This window comes from Chlorobaculum thiosulfatiphilum (genome assembly GCF_006265165.1).
In the GTDB taxonomy this organism is placed as follows: Bacteria; Bacteroidota; Chlorobiia; order Chlorobiales; family Chlorobiaceae; genus Chlorobaculum; species Chlorobaculum thiosulfatiphilum.
In genome coordinates this window covers 22,717-45,713 of the sequence record NZ_VDCH01000018.1, presented here as the reverse complement: position 1 = coordinate 45,713, position 22,997 = coordinate 22,717, and the positions used below count along the sequence as shown (strand labels likewise).

The 22,997-nt window shown below is 57.2% G+C and carries 20 protein-coding genes; 8 read left to right on the top strand and 12 right to left on the bottom strand.

What is annotated here, in order from left to right:
- Positions 1 to 175: 175 nt before the first annotated feature.
- From FGF66_RS08725 to FGF66_RS08710, 4 genes are all read right to left on the bottom strand, one after another.
- Complete coding sequence (locus FGF66_RS08725; protein ID WP_139457264.1) at positions 176 to 1,306, bottom strand: glycosyltransferase family 4 protein; 1,131 nt, start codon at positions 1,304 to 1,306, stop codon at positions 176 to 178.
- A gap of 172 nt (positions 1,307 to 1,478) precedes the next feature.
- Positions 1,479 to 1,946, bottom strand: a complete 468-nt coding sequence (locus FGF66_RS08720; RefSeq protein WP_139457263.1) for an aminoacyl-tRNA deacylase — start codon at positions 1,944 to 1,946, stop codon at positions 1,479 to 1,481.
- A 96-nt stretch (positions 1,947 to 2,042) separates the two neighbouring features.
- Positions 2,043 to 2,825, bottom strand: a complete 783-nt coding sequence (locus FGF66_RS08715; RefSeq protein WP_139457262.1) for a patatin-like phospholipase family protein — start codon at positions 2,823 to 2,825, stop codon at positions 2,043 to 2,045.
- A 4-nt stretch (positions 2,826 to 2,829) separates the two neighbouring features.
- A complete protein-coding gene (locus tag FGF66_RS08710) occupies positions 2,830 to 4,218 on the bottom strand; it encodes an aldehyde dehydrogenase family protein (protein WP_139457261.1) in 1,389 nt (462 codons plus the stop codon).
- A gap of 276 nt (positions 4,219 to 4,494) precedes the next feature.
- On the opposite strand from FGF66_RS08710, the gene FGF66_RS08705 reads away from it, so the two are divergent.
- From FGF66_RS08705 to FGF66_RS08695, 3 genes are all read left to right on the top strand, one after another.
- On the top strand, positions 4,495 to 5,250 hold the full coding sequence (locus tag FGF66_RS08705; RefSeq protein WP_139457260.1) for a TerC family protein: 756 nt from the start codon (positions 4,495 to 4,497) through the stop codon (positions 5,248 to 5,250).
- Between the two features lie 159 nt (positions 5,251 to 5,409).
- On the top strand, positions 5,410 to 7,839 hold the full coding sequence (locus FGF66_RS08700; protein ID WP_139457259.1) for a Lon protease family protein: 2,430 nt from the start codon (positions 5,410 to 5,412) through the stop codon (positions 7,837 to 7,839).
- Between the two features lie 26 nt (positions 7,840 to 7,865).
- A complete protein-coding gene (locus tag FGF66_RS08695; protein WP_139457258.1) occupies positions 7,866 to 8,708 on the top strand; it encodes a universal stress protein in 843 nt (280 codons plus the stop codon).
- Positions 8,709 to 8,760: 52 nt separating this feature from the next.
- On the opposite strand, the gene FGF66_RS08690 is transcribed toward FGF66_RS08695, so the two are convergent.
- The 4 genes from FGF66_RS08690 to FGF66_RS08675 form a co-directional block, all read right to left on the bottom strand.
- Positions 8,761 to 9,882 carry a carboxymuconolactone decarboxylase family protein gene (locus FGF66_RS08690; RefSeq protein WP_139457257.1) on the bottom strand — a complete coding sequence of 374 codons (1,122 nt, stop codon included), beginning with the start codon at positions 9,880 to 9,882 and terminating at the stop codon, positions 8,761 to 8,763.
- A gap of 197 nt (positions 9,883 to 10,079) precedes the next feature.
- Positions 10,080 to 10,706, bottom strand: a complete 627-nt coding sequence (locus FGF66_RS08685; RefSeq protein ID WP_139457256.1) for a MarC family protein — start codon at positions 10,704 to 10,706, stop codon at positions 10,080 to 10,082.
- Positions 10,707 to 10,856: 150 nt separating this feature from the next.
- Entirely contained in the window at positions 10,857 to 11,657 is an 801-nt protein-coding gene (locus tag FGF66_RS08680; RefSeq protein WP_139457255.1) for a TrmH family RNA methyltransferase, read from the bottom strand.
- Positions 11,654 to 12,439, bottom strand: coding sequence for a hypothetical protein (locus FGF66_RS08675; protein WP_139457254.1), 786 nt, complete (start codon positions 12,437 to 12,439; stop codon positions 11,654 to 11,656). Before FGF66_RS08675 ends, FGF66_RS08680 begins: the two co-directional genes overlap by 4 nt.
- 65 nt (positions 12,440 to 12,504) lie before the next feature.
- On the opposite strand from FGF66_RS08675, the gene FGF66_RS08670 reads away from it, so the two are divergent.
- From FGF66_RS08670 to FGF66_RS08650, 5 genes are all read left to right on the top strand, one after another.
- On the top strand, positions 12,505 to 13,743 hold the full coding sequence (locus tag FGF66_RS08670) for a peptidase U32 family protein (protein ID WP_139457271.1): 1,239 nt from the start codon (positions 12,505 to 12,507) through the stop codon (positions 13,741 to 13,743).
- 109 nt (positions 13,744 to 13,852) lie between these two features.
- Entirely contained in the window at positions 13,853 to 14,932 is a 1,080-nt protein-coding gene (locus FGF66_RS08665) for a 4Fe-4S dicluster domain-containing protein (protein ID WP_139457253.1), read from the top strand.
- A 53-nt stretch (positions 14,933 to 14,985) separates the two neighbouring features.
- The gene (locus FGF66_RS08660; RefSeq protein WP_139457270.1) at positions 14,986 to 15,810 is read left to right on the top strand and encodes an FAD/NAD(P)-binding protein; all 825 of its coding nucleotides are present in this window, start codon (positions 14,986 to 14,988) and stop codon (positions 15,808 to 15,810) included.
- 15 nt (positions 15,811 to 15,825) lie between these two features.
- On the top strand, positions 15,826 to 16,590 hold the full coding sequence (locus FGF66_RS08655) for an NADH-quinone oxidoreductase subunit B family protein (protein WP_139457252.1): 765 nt from the start codon (positions 15,826 to 15,828) through the stop codon (positions 16,588 to 16,590).
- The gene (locus FGF66_RS08650) at positions 16,580 to 17,854 is read left to right on the top strand and encodes a Ni/Fe hydrogenase subunit alpha (protein ID WP_139457251.1); all 1,275 of its coding nucleotides are present in this window, start codon (positions 16,580 to 16,582) and stop codon (positions 17,852 to 17,854) included. Before FGF66_RS08655 ends, FGF66_RS08650 begins: the two co-directional genes overlap by 11 nt.
- 98 nt (positions 17,855 to 17,952) lie before the next feature.
- On the opposite strand, the gene FGF66_RS08645 is transcribed toward FGF66_RS08650, so the two are convergent.
- The 4 genes from FGF66_RS08645 to FGF66_RS08630 are packed head-to-tail and all read right to left on the bottom strand — an operon-like array spanning position 17,953 to position 22,922.
- On the bottom strand, positions 17,953 to 18,408 hold the full coding sequence (locus FGF66_RS08645; RefSeq protein ID WP_139457250.1) for a very short patch repair endonuclease: 456 nt from the start codon (positions 18,406 to 18,408) through the stop codon (positions 17,953 to 17,955).
- A 2-nt stretch (positions 18,409 to 18,410) separates the two neighbouring features.
- The gene (locus FGF66_RS08640; protein WP_139457249.1) at positions 18,411 to 19,499 is read right to left on the bottom strand and encodes a response regulator; all 1,089 of its coding nucleotides are present in this window, start codon (positions 19,497 to 19,499) and stop codon (positions 18,411 to 18,413) included.
- A 1-nt stretch (position 19,500) separates the two neighbouring features.
- Positions 19,501 to 21,663: a sensor histidine kinase gene (locus FGF66_RS08635; protein ID WP_139457248.1), complete on the bottom strand. Its 2,163-nt coding sequence runs from the start codon at positions 21,661 to 21,663 to the stop codon at positions 19,501 to 19,503.
- Positions 21,663 to 22,922 (bottom strand): DNA cytosine methyltransferase, encoded by a 1,260-nt coding sequence (locus FGF66_RS08630; RefSeq protein ID WP_139457247.1) that lies wholly within the window; start codon positions 22,920 to 22,922, stop codon positions 21,663 to 21,665. Before FGF66_RS08630 ends, FGF66_RS08635 begins: the two co-directional genes overlap by 1 nt.
- Positions 22,923 to 22,997 lie beyond the last annotated feature (75 nt).

The following is a 22,997-nucleotide window of genomic DNA, read 5'->3' as shown; positions in this document are numbered from 1 at the left end:
GCCTCGCGCCTGCCCTGCTTGAAACAGTCTAAAGGCCGCACGTACAAAAAAACCGGCACAGCCACAAAGACCTGTCTCACCAATGAGCGCAGCGACACATGGGCAGCTGCAAGAGCTGCCCCTACGGGAATGGGCGGAATTTATTTTTTACTTGGGACCGGGATTAGGATACAGCTCACCGCGAAGCCTTCGCAGCGATCATCGCCTGGTAGCGGGCGATGAGCTGGCCGTTGACCGCCACCCATGATTTGTCCTCGGCGAAGACCAGGCCACGTTCGCGCATCGCGCGGAACAGTTCGCCGTCCTGCATGAGCCTTGCGCAGCACTTGTAGAAATCACCAATATCCCCGGCTTTGGCGACCAGACCGCCGCCGGAGCGCTCGACGAGCTCACGGCATCCGCCAACGTCCGACACCACGGCGGGCAGGCCGGTGGCGAGCGCTTCGAGCGCCACATTGCAGAACGCCTCGGTGGTCGAGGGGAAAAGGAACAGGTCGCCGCTCGCGTAGGCCTCCGGCAGCGCCGCGCCGGTCAGGTAGCCGGTAAAAACCGCGTCGGGCATCCGCCGCCGCATCTCTGCTTCCTCGGGGCCGGAGCCGATCATCACGAAGCGCACTCGCTCGCTGAGTCCTTCGTCCGCGAAGCGCTCATACAGGCTCATCACCACCTCGACATCCTTGTAGGGCACGAAACGCCCGGCGTAGATGATCACCGTCCGCCCCTCAGCGTTCCAAGCCTGGCGGAGCTTTACGGAGCGTCGTGACGGGTCGAACAGCTCCCTGTCGATGCCGCGCGACCAGAGTTCCACCCGTTCGATCCCCTTGCCGGTGAGCCGCTCGCGGACGCTTTCGTTGGGCGCGAGCGTCACGTCGCAGGCATTGTAGAATTTCCGGAGGAAGCGCCAGACCGCCGGTTCGGCGAAGCCGAGATGGTAGTACGAAAGATAGGAGGGAAAATCGGTGTGGTAGGCCGAGCCGACCGGAACGCCTTTTTTCCTGGCATAGCGCAGAAACTTGCGGCCAACGATGTCGGGGGTGGAGATATGGACGATGTCGGGCGCGAACTCGTCGAGCTGCCGTTCGGTGACGGCGTTGTAGAAACCGAGCTTGTAGTCGGGATAGAGTGGAATGGGCACCGACGGCGTCAGGTTGACCGGCACCGAGGCGTTCGATCCAGGGGTGAAATCGGGCGTCCAGACCACGACCTCGTGGCCGTTTTTGATCATTGACGAGACAAGCTGGTAGATCGACCGTACGGCGCCATCCTTGTCTTTGACGTAGGTTCCCGCATATAAGGCTACCTTCATATCGGCGGCGGCAAAAAGCTGAAAATCATTGCATCTGACTCATGGGACATCGAAACGTGCCTACAAAACCGCAGGCCGTTCCTCGCCATTTGAGGCTCCGTCAAAGGTACTATTTCCCGCTTAAAAAGCCGCGCCACCGCTGAAGATTGCCAAACCGCTCGCTCCGGCTGACCTACGAACCGGAGGTGAGCCGACCCATGACCGGGCTGACCAGTCTGCGGTAATCGAACCAGGAGAGCCTGACAAGCTCCCGGTGAGTTCCGGCGTTGAAGACAATATCCATGCCCTCCTCGAGTTCTTCGTCCGCATAGACCGCCATGCCGTAGAGATTGCCGAAGGGCGGCATCGCGCCGATTTCGCACTCCGGAAACAGACCGCTGAACTCCACCTCCTCGGCAAGGACGACATCGCGAGAGCCGCACAGTTCGCGGAGCTTGTCGAAATCAAGGTGGCGCGAAGCGTGCAGAAGCACCATCGCCATGTTGCCGTCGATCGTCACCATGACCGTCTTGACCAGCTCGTTGCCCGACACGTGCGCGGCGGCGGCGATCTCCTGCGCCGTGTAGGCCGGCGAGTGGCTGGTGACGAAGTACTTGACCTGATGGCCGTCGAGGAACTCCCGTAATCTTTGGATAGGCATTGCGTCCTCCTTTGATTTGGTGTTGAAACACGGGCTTTTTCAGAACGCAAACCGCCGCCTTTGCATTCCCGGTTCCGGCGCGAAAAGAGCGGAACGTCACGGGTGCTCGTCCCGCCACGCTTCGAGCAATGGCATGGACTCGCGGTAGCCGATATCGAGAATCTCCGGCACGGCGGACATATCGACCAGGCTGAAGCGGGAGAGATCGGGAGTGATGACCAGATCGGCTTCCCGGATCTGAATCTGCGAAATGGCGCGCATGGCGCTGTAAAAAGCGTTGAGCAAGAGGTCGGGCAGATGCTCGGGCCGCCGGAAGCTGTGACGGCCAAAGAGGTCGATGCAGACGATCCGGCTCGCACCCATCGCCTTGAGCGGAGAGACCGGCACGTTCTCGACCAATACACCATCGACCAGCAGCATTTCGCCCAGCTCCACCGGTTTGAAAATGCCGGGAATCGACGAGCTGGCCATCACTGCCGTGGCCACGTCACCCTTGCGCAGCACCACCTCGAGTCCAGTGCAGATGTCGGTGGCGACGATAGCGAGCGGAACCGGCGCGTCCTCGATGCGGCGGGTGCCGAGCTGGGCGCGGACGATCTCGCCGAATTTGCGTATCGAAAGCAGGCCGTAGCCGGAGAGGGTGAGGCCCGACAGATCAGACCAGTCCAGCTCAAGAGCAACCTTTTCGATCTCCCGCCAGCTTTTGCCGAAGGCGTGCATCGCCGCGATGAACGAGCCGATGCTGGTGCCCGCGACGCAATCCGCGCGAAAGCCGGTCTCGTCCATCGCCTTCAGTACGCCGATGTGCGCCGCGCCAAGCACCACGCCGCCGCCGAAGGCCAGGCCGGTTCGTTCCGATACTTTGCTTGCTGTACTCATTCGCCTATGAAAAGATGGTGACAATTTTCTTGAGCAAGCTGAACCGGCCTACCGTGTAGGGAGGATAGCGCAGATCGGGATCCGGAAAACCGCCCCGCTCAAGGACGCTCCGCTCGGCGGTGAAGGTCTCGAAGCCCGCCCTGCCATGATAGACGCCGATGCCGCTCGCGCCCCTGCCGCCGAAAGGCAGGCCGGGAATCGAGGCCTGAAAGAGCAGGTCGTTGCAGCAGACGCCGCCGCTCCGGGTGTGCTCGCGCAGATAACGAAGCTCCGCGCGGTCACGCGAAAAAAGATAGACGGCGAGCGGATCGTCGAGCGCCCGAACCATGCCGACGGCCTCCTGAAGCGTCGTAAACGAACGCACCGGCAACAGCGGGCCGAAAATCTCCTCCTTCATGAGACCGGAATCCTCCGGAACGTCTCGGAGAATCGTCGGCGCGATATAGCGCGAAGCCTCGTTCGAACCGCCCCCCTCGACGAGCGTTCCCTCGCGCTGCAACGCTTCGAGCCGCCGGAAGTTGCGGGCATCGACGATCCGGCCATAGTCGGCGCTCGATTGCGGATCGTCGCCAAAAAACTCACTCAGCGCCTCCTTCATCATCGCCAAAAGCTGCTCCTCGACGGACTTGTGAACCAGCAGATAGTCGGGAGCCACGCAGGTCTGCCCCGCATTGAGGAACTTGGCCCACGCGATCCGCCGGGCAGCCAGGCGCAGATCGGCTTTTTCGGTGACGATGACCGGGCTTTTGCCGCCAAGTTCGAGCGTCACCGGCGTGAGGTGCCGCGCCGCCGCCGCCATCACCTCGCGCCCTTTCCGGCGGCTGCCCGTAAAAAAGAGATGGTCGAAGCGGTGTTCGAGCAAGCTGGCGGTGAACGCCGCATCGCCTTCGGCAACCCTGACCGCCTCCGGATCGACATAACGCCCCAGCTCCCCGAAGAGCAGAGCCGACGTGGCGGGAGCCATCTCCGAAGGCTTCACCACCGCGCAGTTCCCACCGGCCAGAGCGCCGATGAGCGGGGCCAGACAAAGCTGCAACGGATAGTTCCATGCGCCGATGATGAGCACGACGCCCAGCGGCTCACGCTCGACGAACGCGCGCGCGGGCTGGTAGTGCAACGGTACGCCGACTTTTTTCGGACGCATCCAGCCGCGAAGGTGCTTCAGGACGTACCGGATTTCGCTCCTGAGCCAGGCGGTTTCAGTCAGCCAGGTCTCGGCAACCGGCTTGCGAAGATCGGCATGAATCGCCTCGGCGATGGCGGCCTCGCGCTCACGCAGAAACGCATCGATCCCCCGAAGCTGCCCGCGACGCCACGCTGCGGATCGTGTCGCGCCGCTATCGAAGTAGCGCCGAAGTCCGGCAGGGGTTGTGGCGTCGTACGATTCAGGCATGGATTCGGTTTGATTTCAGGCAGCCCTGATATTTCTGTAGGGGCAACCCTCGCGGTTGCCCATCTTGTCGCGTGACATTGAAAAGAGGGCAACCGCAAGGGTTGCCCCTACAATGTTGTGTCTCTCTCGCTCTTCAATCCATCGGCAAAAAAAACTGAGGTATCCCGATAAATGTAGCAATATCGGCCATTATGAATCGTATTTTTGCCGGTCTGGTTCTGCGGATGTAACTTCCCGAAGCCAAAGACACAACCCTCAATCAACGCAGATACTTATATGGAATGGATTTTCAGTCCTGAGGCCTGGATTGCCCTGTTGACGCTGACGACGCTTGAAATCGTCCTCGGCATCGACAACATTATTTTTCTCACCATCATCGTCAGCCGGATGCCCGCCGAACAGCAGAAGCCGGGCCGTGTTCTGGGCCTCGGGCTGGCGATGCTCAGCCGCATCGCGCTCCTGCTCTCGATCACCTGGGTGATGCGCCTCACCAACGAGCTGTTCACCGCTTTCGGCCACGCCGTCACCGGGCGCGACCTCATCCTGCTCGGCGGCGGGCTGTTCCTGCTCGCCAAAAGCACCCACGAAATTCACCAGAGCCTCGAAGGCACCGAAGAGGTTGTCAAGGAGCGCTCCGCCTCGAACTTCGTCATGACGCTCATCCAGATCGCCATTATCGACATCGTCTTTTCGCTCGACTCGGTCATCACCGCCGTGGGGCTGGCCAAGGATATTCCGGTCATGATTCTCGCCATCATGATTGCGGTCTTCGTCATGATGGCCGCCTCCAAAAGCATCGGCGAGTTCGTCGAGCGCCACCCGACCATCAAGATGCTCGCCCTGAGCTTTCTGATTCTCGTCGGCGCGACGCTGGTGGCCGAAGGGGCCGGATTCGAGTTCCCGCGCGGCTACGTCTATTTCGCGATGGCCTTCTCGGTCTCGGTGGAGATGCTCAACCTGCGGCTGCGCAAGAAAGAGGCCGAGCCGCCGGTGCATCTGCGCAAGGCGCTGGAGGAGGAAGAGACGGTCTGAGAGAGACTCAGGGGAACCATTTCCAGGCATCTTAAAGTTCTTTGAAAAAGAGCACTAACTGAACACTGACCCGCATAAAGAGAGGCGGCTTTCCAATTCCGGCGGAAGGCCGCTTGCGGTTGACGCTCTTTCAGCCATCCGGAAAAAGGAGCATCAGATATGCCTGTTCCCGCAAAACTCCTCCCCGCGCAACTCTTCAACCGGTGCGACCCCGGTGAATTTGCATTCAGCACCACCGCCGATCTCGATGGCTCGACAGGAATCGCAGGCCAGGAGCGAGCGCTCGACGCGATCCGGCTCGGCATGGGCATCCGGCGCGACGGTTTCAACCTCTTCGCCCTCGGCCCGTCCGGAACCGGCAAGGAGACCACCGTGCTCCAATTCCTCAACGCCATCGCGCCGAAAGAGGCTCGACCCGACGACTGGTGCTACGTTTACAATTTCGACAAACCGCGCAGCCCCAAGGCGCTTCGCCTGCCGCCCGGCCAGGCGTGCCGCCTGAGCGACGACATGGATCATCTCGTCGAGTCGCTCTTCGGCGTCATGCCCGCCGCCTTCAGCAGCGAAGAGTACCAGTCGCGGGAAAAAGAGATCGGCGAGGCGTTGCAGGAAAAGCAGTCAAGCGCCATCGAGTCGATTGAACACGATGCGCAGGAACACGAAATCACCCTCATCCGCACTCCGGGAGGCTTCGCTTTCGCGCCGATTCACGAGGGCAAGGTTATCGCACCAGACGTTTACATGCAGATGAAACAGGAGGAGCGCGACAAGATCGAAAAAGAGACCAACCGCCTCCGCGACAGCCTGCAATCGATCATGGCGCAGTTCCCCAAGTGGCAGCGCGAAACCGCCGACAAAATCAAGGAGCTGAACCGCGAGGTTTCGGCATTCGCCCTCAAACCGCTCATGGATGAAATCAGGGCGAGATACAAAGGGATCGAATCGGTGCTGAACTATTTCGGCGAGGTCGAGCGCGACATGGTCGAAAACTTCAGCCAGTTCCTCGAAAAGGAGTCGCCGGACGAGTCGCCGTTCGGCATGATGCCGCCGCCCTTCAGCCCCGCCGGGCGCAAGCGCTCCGTCGTGCGCTACCGGGTGAACGTGATGATCGACAACAGCAAGCTCGACGGCGCGCCGGTGATTCTCGAAGACAAACCCGCCAGCCTGAACCTCGTGGGCGACATCGAGCACGCCGCGCAGATGGGCACGCTCATCACCGACTTCACCCTCATCAAGCCGGGCGCCTTGCACCGCGCCAACGGCGGCTACCTGATCCTCGACGCGCGGCGGCTCCTCTTGGAACCCTTCGCCTGGGAGGCGCTCAAGAAAGCGCTCCGCACGCGGCAGATTCGCATCGAATCGCTCGCGCAGCTCTACAGCCTGGTGAGCACCATTTCGCTCGAACCGGAGCCGATTCCGCTCGACGTGAAGGTGGTGCTGCTCGGCGAACGTCGGCTCTACTACCTCCTGAGCAGCTACGATCCCGACTTCAACGAGCTGTTCAAGATCGCCGCCGATTTCGAGAACGATATGGAGCGCAACGCGGAGACGCACCTCGCCTACGCGCGGCTCGTCGGCTCGATTGCCAAACGCGACAAGCTTCTGCCCTTCGAGCGCAGCGCGGTGGCGCGGATCGTCGAGCACGGCTCGCGCATGGCGGGCGACGCCACCCGGCTGACGACGAACCTTCAGGCGATCCGCGACCTCGCCCACGAGGCGGAGTACCACGCGGCGCAAAGCGGTCGGGCGCAGGTGAGCGCCGCCGATGTGGAGGCGATGCTCGAAGCGCAACGCTACCGCGCGTCGCGCATTCAGGAGCGAATGCGCGACGCGATGATGCGGGGCGCGATTCTGATCGACACCTCGTCGGAACAGGTCGGCCAGATCAACGGCCTGTCGGTCTACTCGCTGGGCGAAGAGAGCTTCGGCACTCCGAGCCGCATCACGGCTCGTGTGCGCCTCGGCAAGGGCGAGGTGATCGACATCGAGCGCGAGGTCGAAATGGGCGGGCCGATCCACTCGAAAGGGGTGATGATTCTGTCGGGATTCCTCGGCTCGCGCTACGCCGCCGACGAGCCGCTCTCGCTTTCGGCGACGCTGGTCTTCGAGCAATCCTACGGCGGCATCGAGGGCGACAGCGCCTCCTCCACCGAGCTCTACGCTTTGCTCTCGGCAATCTCCGGCATTCCGATCCGGCAGTGGCTGGCCGTCACCGGCTCGGTCAACCAGCACGGCCAGGTGCAGGCCATCGGTGGCGTGAACGAAAAAATCGAGGGATTTTTCGATCTTTGCCACGAGCGCGGCCTCGACGGACGCCACGGCGTCCTGATCCCCGCCTCGAACGTCAGGCACCTGATGCTCCGGAAAGACATCGTCGAAGCGGTCGAAGCGGGACAGTTCTCGATCTGGCCCGTCACGCACATCGACGAAGGCATCGAAATTCTGACCGGCGTTCCGGCGGGAGCAATGGATGAAAACGGCAAATGGCCAGAGGGCACAGTCAACGCGAAAGTGTTCGAGAGGCTCAAGGCGATGGCCGAAAAGCAGAAGTCGTTCGGCAAGAAACAGGGCGACGAACCGGAAAAATAAAGAAGAGCAAAGGAGAGACTTCAACGATGACACACCGCATCATCCACTCGATCGCCGTCGCCATCGACTGCTCGCCGCACAGCAAGGCGTCACTCGAAGCCGCCGCTGAAATGGCCGTGCGGCTGAAGGCGGAGCTGATCGGCATCTTCGTCGAAGACATTGACCTGTTGCACATGGCGGGCCTGCCCTTCGCCGAAGAGATTCGCCTCTACAGCGCGACCACCGGAAAACTCGATACCGCGCAGCTCGAACGCCTGCTCCGGCTCCAGGCGCAACAGGCAAGCGAAATGTTGCGGCTTAGCGCTGAATCGCGAACGCTCCACCACACCTTCCGTGTGCTGCGCGGCATGGTGCCCGAGCAGCTCATGCTGGCCGCGCCCGAAGCGGACATGCTCGTGCTTGGCCGCAGCGGACGCTCGCCGTCATGCCGCAAGGGCCTCGGCTCGACCGCCCGCGCCGCGCTCGAAGGCACGATGAACGTGATGCTGATGCGCCCCGGCGTCACCGCCGCCGAAGGTCCGCTGCTGGTGCTCTGCGACGGCTCGGAAGCCTCGAAACGCGCCCTCCGGACGGCGCTCGAAATCGCCGGGCCGAAAAGTACGCTCAACCTGCTCGTCACCGACCCCGCCCCGGACGCCGTGGAGCGCTGCAAAGAGGAAACCAATTCGCTGCTGAACGGGCGAGCCATCGAAGTGGAATACTACCACCTCCCCTTCACCGAAGGCAAACAACTCGCCACCTTTATAAAAATGATCGACTCCGGCCTCCTCGTCATCGGCGAAGGCATGAACCTCCCCGCCGAGACCCTCCGCGAACTGATCGACAACATCGACTACCCGGTGCTGATGGTGAGGGGAGAGAAATTATGAATTATGAGTTATGAATTATGAATTGAAGAAAAGTCTTCGATAGTAGGCGGGGTCATGCTCTTCTTCCCCTTTCGTCCTTTCCGTCCCTGAAGTCCTTGCTGTCCTTTCGCACAATAACAGGCTGCCGCCCCACCCACCCGGCGATCCGCTCGGCGGCAAGAAACGCGCCCCAGGCAGCGGTGTCGAGCAATGCCCGGTCATCGAGACCAGCTCGACGGCACAACTCGATTTCGCCGCTGTCAACCGCCCATGAGGCCAGGGCGGAGAGCAGCGCCAGACGCGCCTGGGGACGCAGCCTCTCCGGCAATTCGCTCACCGCGGCGTCGAGCCATCCCTTGCCGAGGCCCGGCGGCTCGCCTTCCCATGCGGACACCTGCCGCTTGACCAGCGCCTGAACTTCAACGTCAACCGACGCATCGGCGGCAGTGCGGACGACGTCCGCGAAGCGCAGCAGACCGCCCGCCACCGCCGGATCATCCGCCGCCCACCCGAACGCCTCGGGCAACTTCATGGCCGGACTTTCGGTCAGGAACACCCCCGGCTCGGCACTGATACGGACGATTCGCCCCGATGTCACACGGCTGAAAATCCGAAACGCCTGATCTCCGACCACCGGCACCTTGCCGACGACGGGCATCATTGTCTCGTCGAGAAAGATGTTGACCATCCGGTTGATGTAGTGAAACAGCACCACCGTGGCCATGAACGCGGGAGCCTGCCGCTTCGTGAAGGGCAATCGCCCGGCGGAAAACGAGGCTTTGCGGCCCGTCGCCGAAGCCCAAGCCGCGAAATTCGCAAGCGCGTCATTCGTGCGCCCGCCAGCCTCGAGCGCATCGAGCGCTGGACGGTCATCCGCGCCGAGCAGCATCGAGGTGTGCGCCTGCACGCAGTAGGGGCAGCGGTTGGCTTGCGACACGGCGACCGCGATCAGCTCCTTCATCGCGCGATCCGGCCCGGCGACGAGCGACTCGCGGCACGCGCTCCACACCCCCGCCATGAGCCGCGGATTCAGATGATGCAGGGTAATCGGCGGCACGCTCATGAACTCCCGGTCGAGCTGACGGTACACCTCCGCCGCCAGCCCGGAGGCCCGCGCGATCTCCGGAGCCGGAAGCCACCGGATCGACAACGGCGTCAGGTTCCTGAAGATGAATTGTTCGATCGAGCGAAGCACGGAGAAGGAAATTATGAATGATGAATGCTGAATTATGAATTGAACGATAGGTCTGCGATAGCGGGTTCATGCTCATCCGACCTTTTTGTCCTTGCCGTCTCTATTGTCCTTTTTGTCTTTTTGCCAGTCATGGAGGGGGCGCTCGGCTCTCGCGGAGTTCAATTCATCATTCATAACTCATAATTCATAATTCTCTTTCAAAGCACTCCGCTCTCGCTTATCCCATCAAGCATGAACTGGACGGCGAGCGCCGCGAGGAGAAGACCGGCCATGCGGCTGATGACGTGCAGGCCGGTCACGCCCAGCACCCGCTGTACGCCTGACGCTGCCATAAAAAGCAGAAGGGTCAGGCCAAGCACGGCCATCATGCCAACAATGACGGCGGCCTGTTCGAGAGGATGCCCTTTCGCGCCAGCCATCAGGAGCACGGCCGCGCCGGTCGATGCCGGGCCGGCGATGAGCGGCATGGCCAGCGGAAACACGGCAATATCTTTCTTCTGCATCGCCTCCAGCGTCTCCTTCTCGGATGAACGCCGATCACCGCCATCCTTTCCGAACACCATCGAAATGGCCAGAACCAGAAGCAGAATGCCGCCTGAAATCCTGAGCGCGGCCAGCGAAATGCCGAGCCAGCCAAGCAGCGTCATGCCGCCGAAAGCGAAAAAGAGGAGAATACCGGAGGCGATCGAAACCGCCCTGAAAGCCAGCAATCGCCGTTCGCCTGCGGCATGATATGGCGTGAGGGCGGCAAAAATCGCCGCCAGATCGACCGGGCCTATGGTGGCGAAAAAAGTGGCGAACGATAGTATGATTGTCCTGAACATGGCTCCGCTGCTCTGCGACGGTTCACAAAAGGGAATCAGTTACCGGAACAACCCCGGCAAAGCAAATGTTTCTCGCGCTGCAATCAGGGACTGAAAGGACAAGCAGGGTGAATACAGGGCGAACACGCAGATTCGCCCCTGCATTATCAATTATCCATTATCCATTGCCATTCCGGCCATCAAAATTCCTGCCGAGACCGAGGCGTTGAGGGATTCGACGGCGGGGCGATTGCCTTCGTGTGGGATCAGCAACCGGCGGTCGGCGAGGTTGAGCACTTCCGGGCTGATGCCGTTGGCTTCGTTGCCAATCACGAGCACACGGCGGGCGGGCCAAGCCGGAAAATCGCGATAGTCCTTGCCGTCGAGCGCCGAGGCCGCCACCGTGAAGCCGTCGGCCTGCAAGCGCCGCAGCGTTTTGCCGAGGTCGGGAGTGGTGTCGAGGCGAAGCGCGAAGATGCTGCCCGCACTCGACCTGACCGCCTTGGCGCTGAAAGGATCGGCTGTGCCGCGTCCGCAGATGACCGCCTCCGCGCCGAACCAGGCCGCCGTGCGGATGATGGTGCCGACGTTGCCCGGATCCTGCACGTCGTCGAGCGCCACCACGAACGAACGGGCCGAGGCGGACCGGAACTCGCCGCCCTCCGGCTTGCGGAACGCCGCGCACACCCCCTGCGGCGTCGCGGTCTGGGCGAGCCGCCTGAACTCATCCAGCCCGCCAAGCCACGTCTTTCCGGCGAAACGCTCCAGCCCATCGAGCTGGCCCGCCGCCTTTTCGTCGAGCACGAGCGCGTACAGCATCGACGGATCGGGCAGGCTCTGGAGCAGCTCCGTAACCGTGCGCAACCCCTCGGCCAAAAACAGCCTCTCGCTGTCGCGATGCTTCTTCTGCCCCAGCCGCGCGAGCCGCCCCAGCATCGCCTTGCTCAACGGCGGAAAGGAGTCGCTCCTCATCGCTTTTCCGTCGAGCGTTTGAAGCGCTCCATGACCGCCTTCGGGTCGTGGGAAAATTCGGTCGGCGGAGTGCCCGGCCTCGACGAAAGATCGCCCGCATCGAGCCCCACCGAAAAGCCGTCGTTCTCCTTTTCACCGGCATTGTTTTCGCCTTCGCTCATGCAGCGTTTGATATAATCGTCAAATGACTCCTTGTCTATGGAGAGCGACAGCGAGGGCGCATCGCCGCTTTTCGCCGGGCCCTCCACCGCGATCAGCTCCATCACCACGGCCAGCGCTCGCTCGCGGGTGACGCCGCTCATGCCGATTTTGCTGGCCATCGACGAAAAGGCGGAGTCGTCCATCGCCTCGATGGTTTCGCGCAGATTTGCCAGTCCACCAACCATTCCGGCATAGGCCCTGATGGCGGACTTCAGCTCCTCGTCATCGGGAACGGTCTCTTTCGGAGCGCCCGACGCCGTGGATGCTGACGGCTTTTTGAATCCCGATTTACGCGCTCCACGACCAAGAAACTCCTCGTCGATTTCGTAGTCATCGAGCAAATTGCCCACCAGCCCGTCGCGCCTGGCTCGCGCGCGCCGCTCCGAGACGCTCTCGACCACCTCGCGCCGCCCCCCCGACAACGTACGCAAAGCGAACAGCAAGCCGACGAGACCCGCATAGAGCGAAAGGAACAGAAGCATCATCCGGGCGTCCAGACCCGCGAGCAGGGCGAGAGTTTCAGCGGCGACGAGGGCGACGGAGAGACCGGCAAGCAGACCGGCGGCAAGGCGTTGGTTCATATCGTCAAATCAGATGTTATATTTTGACCACTAAAGTAACGAATAATTCCCTTTTCGCCCCCGACATGCACCGCCCCAAACCTGAACTGATTTCGCCCGCTGGCGACTGGACTTCGATGCGAGCCGCTCTCGTCGCCGGAGCCGACGCGCTCTATTTCGGGGCCGAAGGGTTCAACATGCGGGCGGCGAGCAAGGGGTTCTCGCCGGGCGAGTTCGGCGGCATCGCGCGGCTCTGCCGGAGCCACGGCGCGAAGGCCTACTTCGCGCTGAACTCGGTGATCTACGACTCGGAACTCGCCGAGGTTGACCGCACGATTGCCGCCGCCAAAGCCGCCGGACTCGACGCCGTGATCTGCTGGGATCTGGCGGTCGTCGAGGCGTGCCGCCGCCACCGGATGCCGATCCACCTCTCGACGCAGGCCTCGGTGAGCAACTTCGAGGCGCTTCGCTTCTACGCCTCGCTCGGCGCACGGATGATCGTGCTCGCCCGCGAACTGACGCTCGACCAGGCGGCGGCGATCGCCGCCCGCATCGAGAAGGAAAAGCTGCCGGTCACGGTCGAGTGCTTCGTGCACGGCGCGATGTGCGTGGCGGTTTCTGGCAGATGCTTTCTGTCGCAGGAGCTGTTCGGACGCTCGGCCAACCGCGGCGAGTGCGTACAGCCGTGCCGCCGCTCGTACCGCATCGCCGATGTCGAGGAGGGGTTCGAGCTGGAACTCGGCGCGGACTACGTGATGAGTCCGAAAGACCTCTGCGCCATCGGCTTTCTCGACCAGCTCTTCGACGCGGGCATCGGCGCGTTCAAAATCGAAGGGCGCAACCGCAGCCCCGAGTACGTCGCCACCACCACCGCAGCCTATCGAAAAGCGATCGATTTCATCGCCGCGCATCGGGAGGACGAGGATTTCGCCGAGGCGTACCGCTCGCTGGCCGACGGACTCGAAGAGAAGCTGAAAAAAGTTTACAATCGCGGCTTCTCCGAAGGCTTCTTCTTCGGCAAACCGGCGGACGCCTGGGCGCGAACGTCGGGATCGGTGGCGACCGAAACGAAAAGCTACGTCGGCGTCGTGCGCAAATACTTCCCCAAAGCGGGCGTCGCCGAAGTTCTCGTGCACACGCCCGGCATCGACAGCGGCGTGACACTCTCGATTCAAGGCCCCGCGACAGGCCTCGTCACCGTGCCGGACGCCAGTCTGCGCCTCGACGGCCAGCCTGCGGAAAAAATCGCCCAGGGAGAGGTGTTTTCAGTCAGATGCGACCGGGTGAGAAAAAACGACAAAGTGTACGTTCTGGTAAAAAAGTAACACGATTCCCCTTTCCGGTTTCTCCGTTTTGCGTACATTTAGAGTGGCGAAACCGAGCCTCAGACCGAAACGTCACGAACGGGCGACATGCCAAAACCGGAGACAGCGAATGATCTACAAAGTCATCTCCAAACCCGAATTCCGGGCCTTCGTCGATGCCCTCGTCAGGGCGAACACCTCCTACGGGCCGCGCCAGGTCGATACCGACCGCCACGGCGATCCGATCTACCAGTTCATGCCGGTCTCGTCGGCTGACGATATCGCCTTCGACTACACCGTCACCACCTCCTCGGCAAAGCACCTTCTAATGCCCTTTCGCGGAGAACTCTCCCGTTTCAACTTCAGCGACAGCGACTGGAAACAGCAGGTCAATTACGAAACGCAGCCCATCGTGCTCATCGGTCTGCGTCCGTGCGACATCAGCGCCATCAACATCCTCGACGAGGTGATGCTCAAAGGGCCTTATCCGTCACCCTACTACCTGGCCCGCCGGAAAAACACCTTCATCATCGGCATGGATCATCTCCCGCTACCGGACTGCTTCTGCAAATCGATGAACCGGCATACGGTCAACCACGGATTCAGCCTCTTCTGCTCGGATATTGGTGATCGCTACTACCTGTCGATCAACTCGGCCAAGGCATTCTCCTGCCTCAAGGAGTTCCAGCTCGACGATCCCACGGACGAAGACAACTGCCGACTCATCGAGCGCCGCAAGCTCATCAAGCACAGCTTTGAGACCAACATCGAGGTTTCGGGGTTGCCGGTCTTTCTCGACATCGAATTCGACTCGCCGATCTGGCAGAAGTGGGGCGAGAAATGCCTGAGCTGCGGCAGTTGCGCCATGGTCTGCCCGACCTGTTACTGTTACAGCGTCGAGGAGCAATTCGATCTCGACCTCAAAGGCTCGACGCGAGAGAGCCATCTTTACTCCTGCAATCTGGTCGATTTCGCGCAGGTTGCGGGCGGGCACAACTTCAGACCGCGAAGCGGCGACCGCCTCAAGTACCGCTACTATCATCACTACCGCGGATTCGCGGCCAACGACAACCAGCAGATCTGCGTAGGCTGCAACCGGTGCGGGCGCACCTGCCTTGCCAACATCAACCCGAAAGATGTCATCAACGACCTCAGACTGGAGCGTGAATCATGCCTGACATGCGTTTCAACATCCCCGGACAAAGCCTGAACCGGGAGCCGTTCATCGACAAGATCCCGGACTTCCAGAAGAAGTGCGAGGTCATGATCACCGATCGGGGGTACAAGTGCAAAATCACCAATATCGTCCCCCTGACCTCGCAGGAGAAGCTGTTTCTGTTGCGCATCGTCGATCCGATGGAGCGCGTGCTCTTCACCTTCAGGCCCGGCCAGTTTCTGATGCTTGAAGTCCCCGGCTACGGCGAATCCCCGATCTCGATTTCGAGTTCATCGAGCAATCAGGAGTTCATCGAACTCTGTATCCGCAAAGCCGGTCACGTCACCTCGGCGATGTTCGAAGCCAAACAGGGCGCGATGGTCTCCATCCGCGGGCCGTTCGGCACCTCATTCCCGATGGAAGCGATGCGGGGCCACAACGTCCTCATGGTTGCAGGCGGCCTCGGCATCGCGCCGATTCGCGCCCCCCTCTTCTGGATCGGAAACCATCGCGACTGGTACAAGGATGTCCGTATGCTCTACGGAGCCAAGGAGCCGTCGCAACTGCTTTTCAACTACCAGTTCGAAGAGTGGCGAAAGGTCAGCAACGTGAATCTGATGACCATCGTCGAGCACCCGGATGACTCATGGAAAGGGCGGAGCGGCATGATCACCGCGCTGTTCGACGAGTTTCCCATCGACCCGGACAACACCTTCGCCATCGTCTGCGGCCCGCCGGTCATGTTCAAGTTCGTGTGCAGCCACCTCGACCGGCTCGGCATCCCGATGAACAGGATGTTCGTGTCGCTGGAGCGCCGGATGCACTGCGGCATGGGCAAATGCTGCCGCTGCATGGTCGGCTCGACCTTCACCTGTCTCGACGGGCCTGTGTTCGATTACTGGTCGGTCATGAACCTCAAGGAAGCCATTTAAGGCAAGGAGATCACCATGAACCATCTCGGTTTCGAACTGGAGAAGATAAAGATCGCATCGTTCGACTTCACCTGCTGCGAGGGATGCCAGTTGCAGCTCGCGAACCGGGAGTCGAATCTCCCCGATTTCCTCGCGCTGCTCGACATCCGCAACTTCCGTGAAATCTCCTCCGAACGGCTCGACGACTACGACATCGCCCTCGTCGAGGGGAGCATCACCCGCAGCGACGAAATCAAGCGGCTGAAAAGCATCCGCGAAAAGGCCAAAGTGCTGGTCGCTTTCGGAGCCTGCGCCTGCTTCGGCGGCGTGAACGTGCTCAAGAACAAATTCCCGCAGGAGGAGACCATCCGCACCGTCTACAAGGACAAGCTGGTCGAGACGATGCCCGCCGCGAAGATCAGCGACTTCGTCACCGTCGATTACTCGATTCCCGGCTGCCCGGTATCCAAGAAGGAGGTCGAAGAGGTCGTGGTCGGGCTTGTCACCCGCTCGCTGGTGACGCTGCCGAAGTACCCTGTGTGCGTCGAGTGCAAGCAGCGGCTCAACACCTGCCTGTTCGATCTCGGCGAGGTGTGCCTCGGGCCGATCTCGCGCGCGGGCTGCGACGCGGTCTGCCCATCCGGCAAGACCCCGTGCCTCGGCTGCCGCGGCCCGGCGGACGGCATCAACTACGCTTCGTTCACGGAGCTGGTTCGAGACAAGGGACTCAGCCTGGAGGAGATGAGGGAAAAGCTCGCATTCTACAACGGTTTCGAAGATTACCTGAGCCATGAAGGTTGACTTCAACATCGATATTCACCATCTGCCGAGGGTCGAAGGCCACGGCGATATTCGCATTTCGGTCAGGGACGGCAAGCTTGCCGAAGCGAAGTGGGCGGTGGTCGAGACACCGCGCTTCTTTGAAATGATGGTCAAGGGGATGAGCGCCGAACGGACGCCGTTCCTCACCTCGCGCATCTGCGGCATCTGCTCCATCAGCCACACGCTCGCCAGCATCCGCTCGCTCGAACGCGCCATGCAGATCACGCCGCCCGAAACGGCGAGGATCATCCGGCTGCTCGCCATGCACGGCGAGACGCTGCAAAGCCACGCGCTGCACCTCTTTTTCCTCGCCGCGCCGGACTTCATGGGTACGCCGAGCGTCGTGCCACTCTTGCAGTCGCATCCCGAGGTGGTCGAGGCCGGACTCATGCTCAAGGAGCTTGGCAATGAACTGAGCATCGCTACCTGCGGACGCGCCACGCATCCGGTCAGCCTCGTGCTTGGCGGCGTCAGCAAAACGCCGTCGAAGCAGCGCCTCGCCGAAATCAGGCAGATGATCGCCGACCGCCGTCCGATGCTCGACCGCGCGACGGAGTTCTTCATGACCTTGACGATCCCCGACTTCGTGCGCGAAACTGAATTCATCTCCCTGCGCGACGGCGAGAGCTACCCCTTCATCGGCGGCAACCTCGTCTCGACCGACGGCGTCGTGCGCGACGAGAACGACTATCTGCTGATGACGAACGAATACACAGTGGATTTCTCGACCTCGAAGTTCACGAAAGTCAGCCGCGAATCCTCCGCCGCCGGAGCGCTGGCGCGGTTCAACAACAACTACGACCAGCTCCATCCGCGAGCCAAGGAAGCCGCCGCCGCGTTCGGCCTCCAGCCGGTCTGCCACAACCCCTTCATGAACAACATCGCCCAGCTCGTCGAATGCCACCACATCGTCGCCAGCGCCGAAGCGATCATCGACCAATTGCTTGATGACGACCTGAACGACTTCCGCATTGGATACGAACCAAAAGCCGGAGCCGCTACCGGAGCCGTCGAAGCGCCGCGAGGTGTGCTCTATCACTACATGGAGACAAGCGACGAGGGCAAGGTGGTCAAAGCCGACTGCATCATCCCGACCACGCAAAACAACGCCAACATCCACCACGACCTCCACGCCCTCGCAGAGCAGGCGCTGGCGCAAGGCAAAGGCGAGAAAGAGGTGGAGAAGCTTTGCGAAATGCTGGTAAGGTCTTATGATCCCTGCATTTCGTGCTCGGTGCATTGAGGCCGGGGAGCGGCGGGAAGCAGTTCAAGACACGCGGATATGCCTTTTTGAACTCGCGAAGCTGTATGATGTCGAGATGTGTGGGGAAAAGTGAGTCACTAATCAATAACGTGTGATCCTGAAGCAAAATAGCGGACATCGGAATGCAGGAAATCTTTTATTTGCTTAGCCACCAAGTCAAAATCAGCATCTTTCCCGTGAAGGGAGCATTCCCAGATCACCATGACCCGCCAGGATTTTTCTAAAAGCGCTCTAACATTGCTTTTATCCCTTTTTATGGTGTCGTTAAATTTGGTAATCCAGAAATCTTTGCGGGACTCAGGAGTGGTTGTCATTCTGCATCCATGCCGATGCCAGTAACATCCGTGAACGAAAATGGCCGCACGGTATTTCGATAAAACTATATCTGGTTTGCCTGGCAGGTCTTTCCTGTAGAGCCGATACCGATAACCATTTGCCCAAAGCCATCTTCGCACCATTATTTCAGGCTGAGTATCTTTTCCCCGGATTCTCGACATGTTGAAGCTGCGCTGCTCGGGCGAATGGACATCCATTACTACTGATTTCCCGTTTTTACTGCTTGAGGATCAATAAAATGTTCAAAATCGATTTCAGGTTGACCTTGACGAGCATAATATGCCGAGAAACGCGCCACCATATCCTTAACAAAAGAGGGTGAAATCTGAACTGCTGGTTTCTTGAACCTTTCATTGAAGTCGTTACGTGACAGGGTTGATAGTTTTCTGAAATTCAGGAACCCACCCTCAAAGAAGTCAGTTCTGGGAAGCCAGTGATAATAAGCAGACTTATTATTTTTGTATGCTTTCTTGAGTTCATTCTCCTGGCTCTTACTGAGGCCAGCGGCAGAATGGTCTGGGAACAATAACTTTTGCGAGTCAATTTTCACTATCAGAATTCTGTCTGTATTACATTCTCCGTTAACGCGGACAACAAGATCACAAGCCGGATTCATGACCACATATGTCTTTTCTCCACTTTTTTCCTTAACAATGCTGCCGGTACGGATTTTATCTGTCAAGGGTGGATACAAATACATTTCTTCAGGAAAGCTTTTTTCGTCGTCATCATCCAAAAGCTGAAGTAAGTGATTCAGCGTAAAACGTAGTAAAGCTTTTTCAGTTCTTGAAGAATCATTTGCACCATATACCACCCACTTCTCTATCTGAGGAAGAAGGTTTTTTAAAAAAACATCACTTAATGCTGTTTCAATTTTTCCTCGCCCCCCCATAATCCGAGTAAGACCCGTATCGCTGATTTGCTTAAATTTCAATATATCGGCTTCATACGAGCTATCACCTCGTGCACGTTTATGAATTACTGATGGGTGATCTTCAACAAGGTCAACAAAACCTGTTACAAATATTACTGGTATTCGGGCCAACATTTCTCCAAATTTACTTACAACCGTATTTCCGCCATCGTCATCATTACCTAATTTAAGATCGGCAATTACACCATCAAAAGACCCATTCATCTTTCTCAAAGCTTCAGATAAATCGTTCGCCACTTCATATTCTACAACGCAAATATCTTTATTTTTATCATTAAATACACCAACAGAAGCTGCAAATATTTTCTGTTGATCCTCTGCGTCCTCGACGAGCAAAATTTTAAGATTTTCCATGTTATTCAGTGTCTGTTATTGGTTGAAGCCTGAACCATACACCCAACTCAGACTCAAAGGCTTTGAGTTCGAGACCATTTCTATTTGCTGCTTCTCCGGCAATAGCTAAACCCAGACCAGTTCCAGATGGCTTGGTTGAAAATGAAGGCTCAAAGATCACTTCACTGGCAATTAAATACGGTTCAATGCCCGGTCCTGTATCACGATAATCAATGTAACTCAGGGAATCACCATCCGCTACCACATTAATAATAATCTCCTTCTCTGCGCAATCCTTCTCCCGCATCCAAAAAATACTATTGTCAATGAGATTTGTGAAGATCGCATAGATATCCTGTGGCCAAGATGAAAACACAATATTGTCGGCACCTTCGACTTTTGCAACCACATCATGAACCCTCATCTCTTCGTTAAAAACCGAAAAACACTTCCAAATAACTTTTTTCAATTCCAACGGTTTTTTGGCGGTACGTTTTCCAGCCGCAAGAGGGTCAAGTCGACTGAATAGCTTTACAAAAAACTCCGCATTCTCCCCTACTCCCTCAGCAATAGGCATAAACTGCTCAAGCTTTTGAACATCCCTTGTTTTCAGGAATGAGTCAAACCAATAACGCAGATTGGGTATCTGGTTCTGGAAGTAATTCAACGGACGTCTACCTTCATGCAGAATAACATTGATAATTTTCCCAAGAGTCGCTTGTCCTTGATATATAGCAACAGCTTGACGAATCTCATCAGCAACTTTATTTTTCTCATCAGCATCCTTGCTGATAATTTCGATTACATCAGCTACAACCTCATGGCCAACACCAAATTTTAAGAGCGTTGAACGAACTGTTTTTTTTAACTCATCAGGTGAAAACAATCTCTCAATCTTCGAATCTATATTTTTTGCAGATCTGCCGAGACCAGCTTGAAGGCGATAAGAAAACCTTCTTTCTTCAAGCTTACTAATTATAAGAGTTGTGATTTTCTTCAGCGAATCATAAGCAGCGTTTTCTTTAAGCCCATCTCTGGCACTTTTCTCTATCAACCCAGACTCTTCATCGGATTGAACCACGACATACCCAATTGCCTGATCGCTGCCAATAAACTTAGAGGGGTTCTGAACTCTTCTCTTATTTAATTCAACCCAATCAAAAGCGGCATCCCCCAAAGGACGAATTCTAAAGCCATTACGGTAAACGCCAATGCCATTATATTCATTCAGAAGCTGTCGAGCCTGATGCTTTCCGACATAATTGCCCGTTTCATCTTTGAGACCGCGACCAATCAGTGATGAAATGGAATCCGCATCGCGATCATACACTCGTATATCAAAAACCATTTCACCACAGCCTGTCGATTTTCCGTCGTCGAACAAAATGGCTTCTTCTGCTGTATTCCGAGCTTTCTGTAGTGAATATTTCAGAGTACCAGTCCCATCAGCTGCAATTCTGCCAGCAATCCGATAATCAAACAAATCGAAGATTGGGTAAGGCTCTATGCTTTCTGTAATGTTATGAACGTCAGGAAATCCACTGACCTCAAGGTTAATGTTGAACTTGTCGTCATTCAAAACCTCACTGATAGCAGCGCTTACGGGAGAAATCAGTTTTTTTAGTTCGAAACGAAGTTTCTCGAACTGCCGCTGAGTCCATTCTTCGAGAAGCTCTTGGTTGCCGCTTATGCTCAGCCGAGTTCCTGATGGCTCAGAGACTACATCAGTTTCAATAAGAATCTCTACATCATCAAGATACGTAGCTGCCTCAAACGCACTCCACTCTACAAAAAGTGTAGTTTTCTCACCTTCAGGAGTAATCGTTTCCAGAAGCAGGTCCGTACCGAGAATAGATGCGGCATAGCGTCCCACCCCTTTGCGCCCCTGCATAACCCTTCCGGCAGGACTTGCCCGACGATCCAGTTTATCAGGAGTGGATGGCACCATCCATTTTTGGATGACTGTATCGCGTGACATACCATGTCCATGATCTGTAATCACAATAGAATAACCACTGCGATCCGGCTTTGCCTTGAATTCAATATTTACATCTGATGAATCAGCGTCATAGGCATTCTTGACCAGCTCGACGACTGCGGCATAGCAGTCCTGAATCAGATCGCGGCCTATGGTGAGAATATGGCGACCGGCTGGACGTATTTTATAGCTTCCACTTAAGCTCACTACCAGACCTCCTTCATTTTATCAGCGATTTTCCGGGCAAGCAGTACTGGTACTGCGTTACCGATCTGACGAAAAGCGTATGTACGGGCAGGCACACCGCTGATGCTTTCAAAATAATAATCATCGGGAAATGTCTGCAACCGGGCAGCTTCTCTGGGCGTAATCGAACGATTCTGATTAATGTCTGGATGAATGTAATAGTGGCCGTCTTTAGCAATATGAGCAACAACCGTATGCGAGTATGCCAAATCAGAGGCGACGACTTTAAACCTATCCTTGAACGACTCTCTGTTTTTATGTGTCTTCAATCTGGATGGTAAAGCGTTATAATTCAGACGAGCCTTCTTACTATTCCAGAGTTCAACAGCAATTCTGTAGATCTCAAGGTCTTGTTCATTATTAGGTCTTGCTTGATGCAAAGTAACCGGAATATTCTCATTTCTTATATCTGCTGTTACCTGCCATTTACCGTTATAGGGATTAACCTGAACAGGGCCAGATACACCTTCTCCTGCTTTTAATGCGGGAAGGTCACAGAATATCTCCTGAACGTTCACTTCTGGATTCCATTTATCAGGGACAGGATAAAATCCTGTATCTTTCCCCCTTTTCCCAACAATAATCACTCTTTTTCTGCTCTGCAAAACGCCATATTCTTCTGATGATAAGATTTCATACTCAGTCTCATAGCCATTTTTGCGAAAGAGGTCTATCATTGCCGCTAAATATGGATTCCCATCCTTATCCTTTGCGGAAAGAAGTCCCATGACATTTTCAAACACAAAGTATTTTGGGCGATACCGCTTCAAAAACTCTGCATAATAGACATAAAGATAATTTCTCTTATCCCCTATCATCTTGTTTTTATCACGAGACCTTCCGACAAGAGAATATGCCTGACAAGGAGGCCCTCCGATAATTAAGTCAAGCTGTCGTCCGTCAAGCAACTCATCTATCAAATGGAATATCTTTGGCAGAGTTGCTGTGCCGATTTCTTCATTAATCACTGATCCCAGCACTTTTTCAGAAACTTCAGCATAAAAGTCCGTGCGACTTAAGTCTCCTTTGAGGTATTTAACATAAAATTCAGGCTTTCCACATGAGGCTAACCAGTGGTAAGACATTCGGGTACGCAAGGTATAACAAGCTGCCGTATCCGATTCAACATGCGCAACAGGCTCAAAGCCAGCCTTTATAAAACCTTCAGATAAACCACCAGCACCAGCGAACAGGTCAAGGAATGTCAATTTTTTCCCCATGCTAAATCTCCGAAACGTAGGTATTGACGTTACTAATGGGCTTGATCAAGTCACTGTATTTCATGGGTCGCTCCA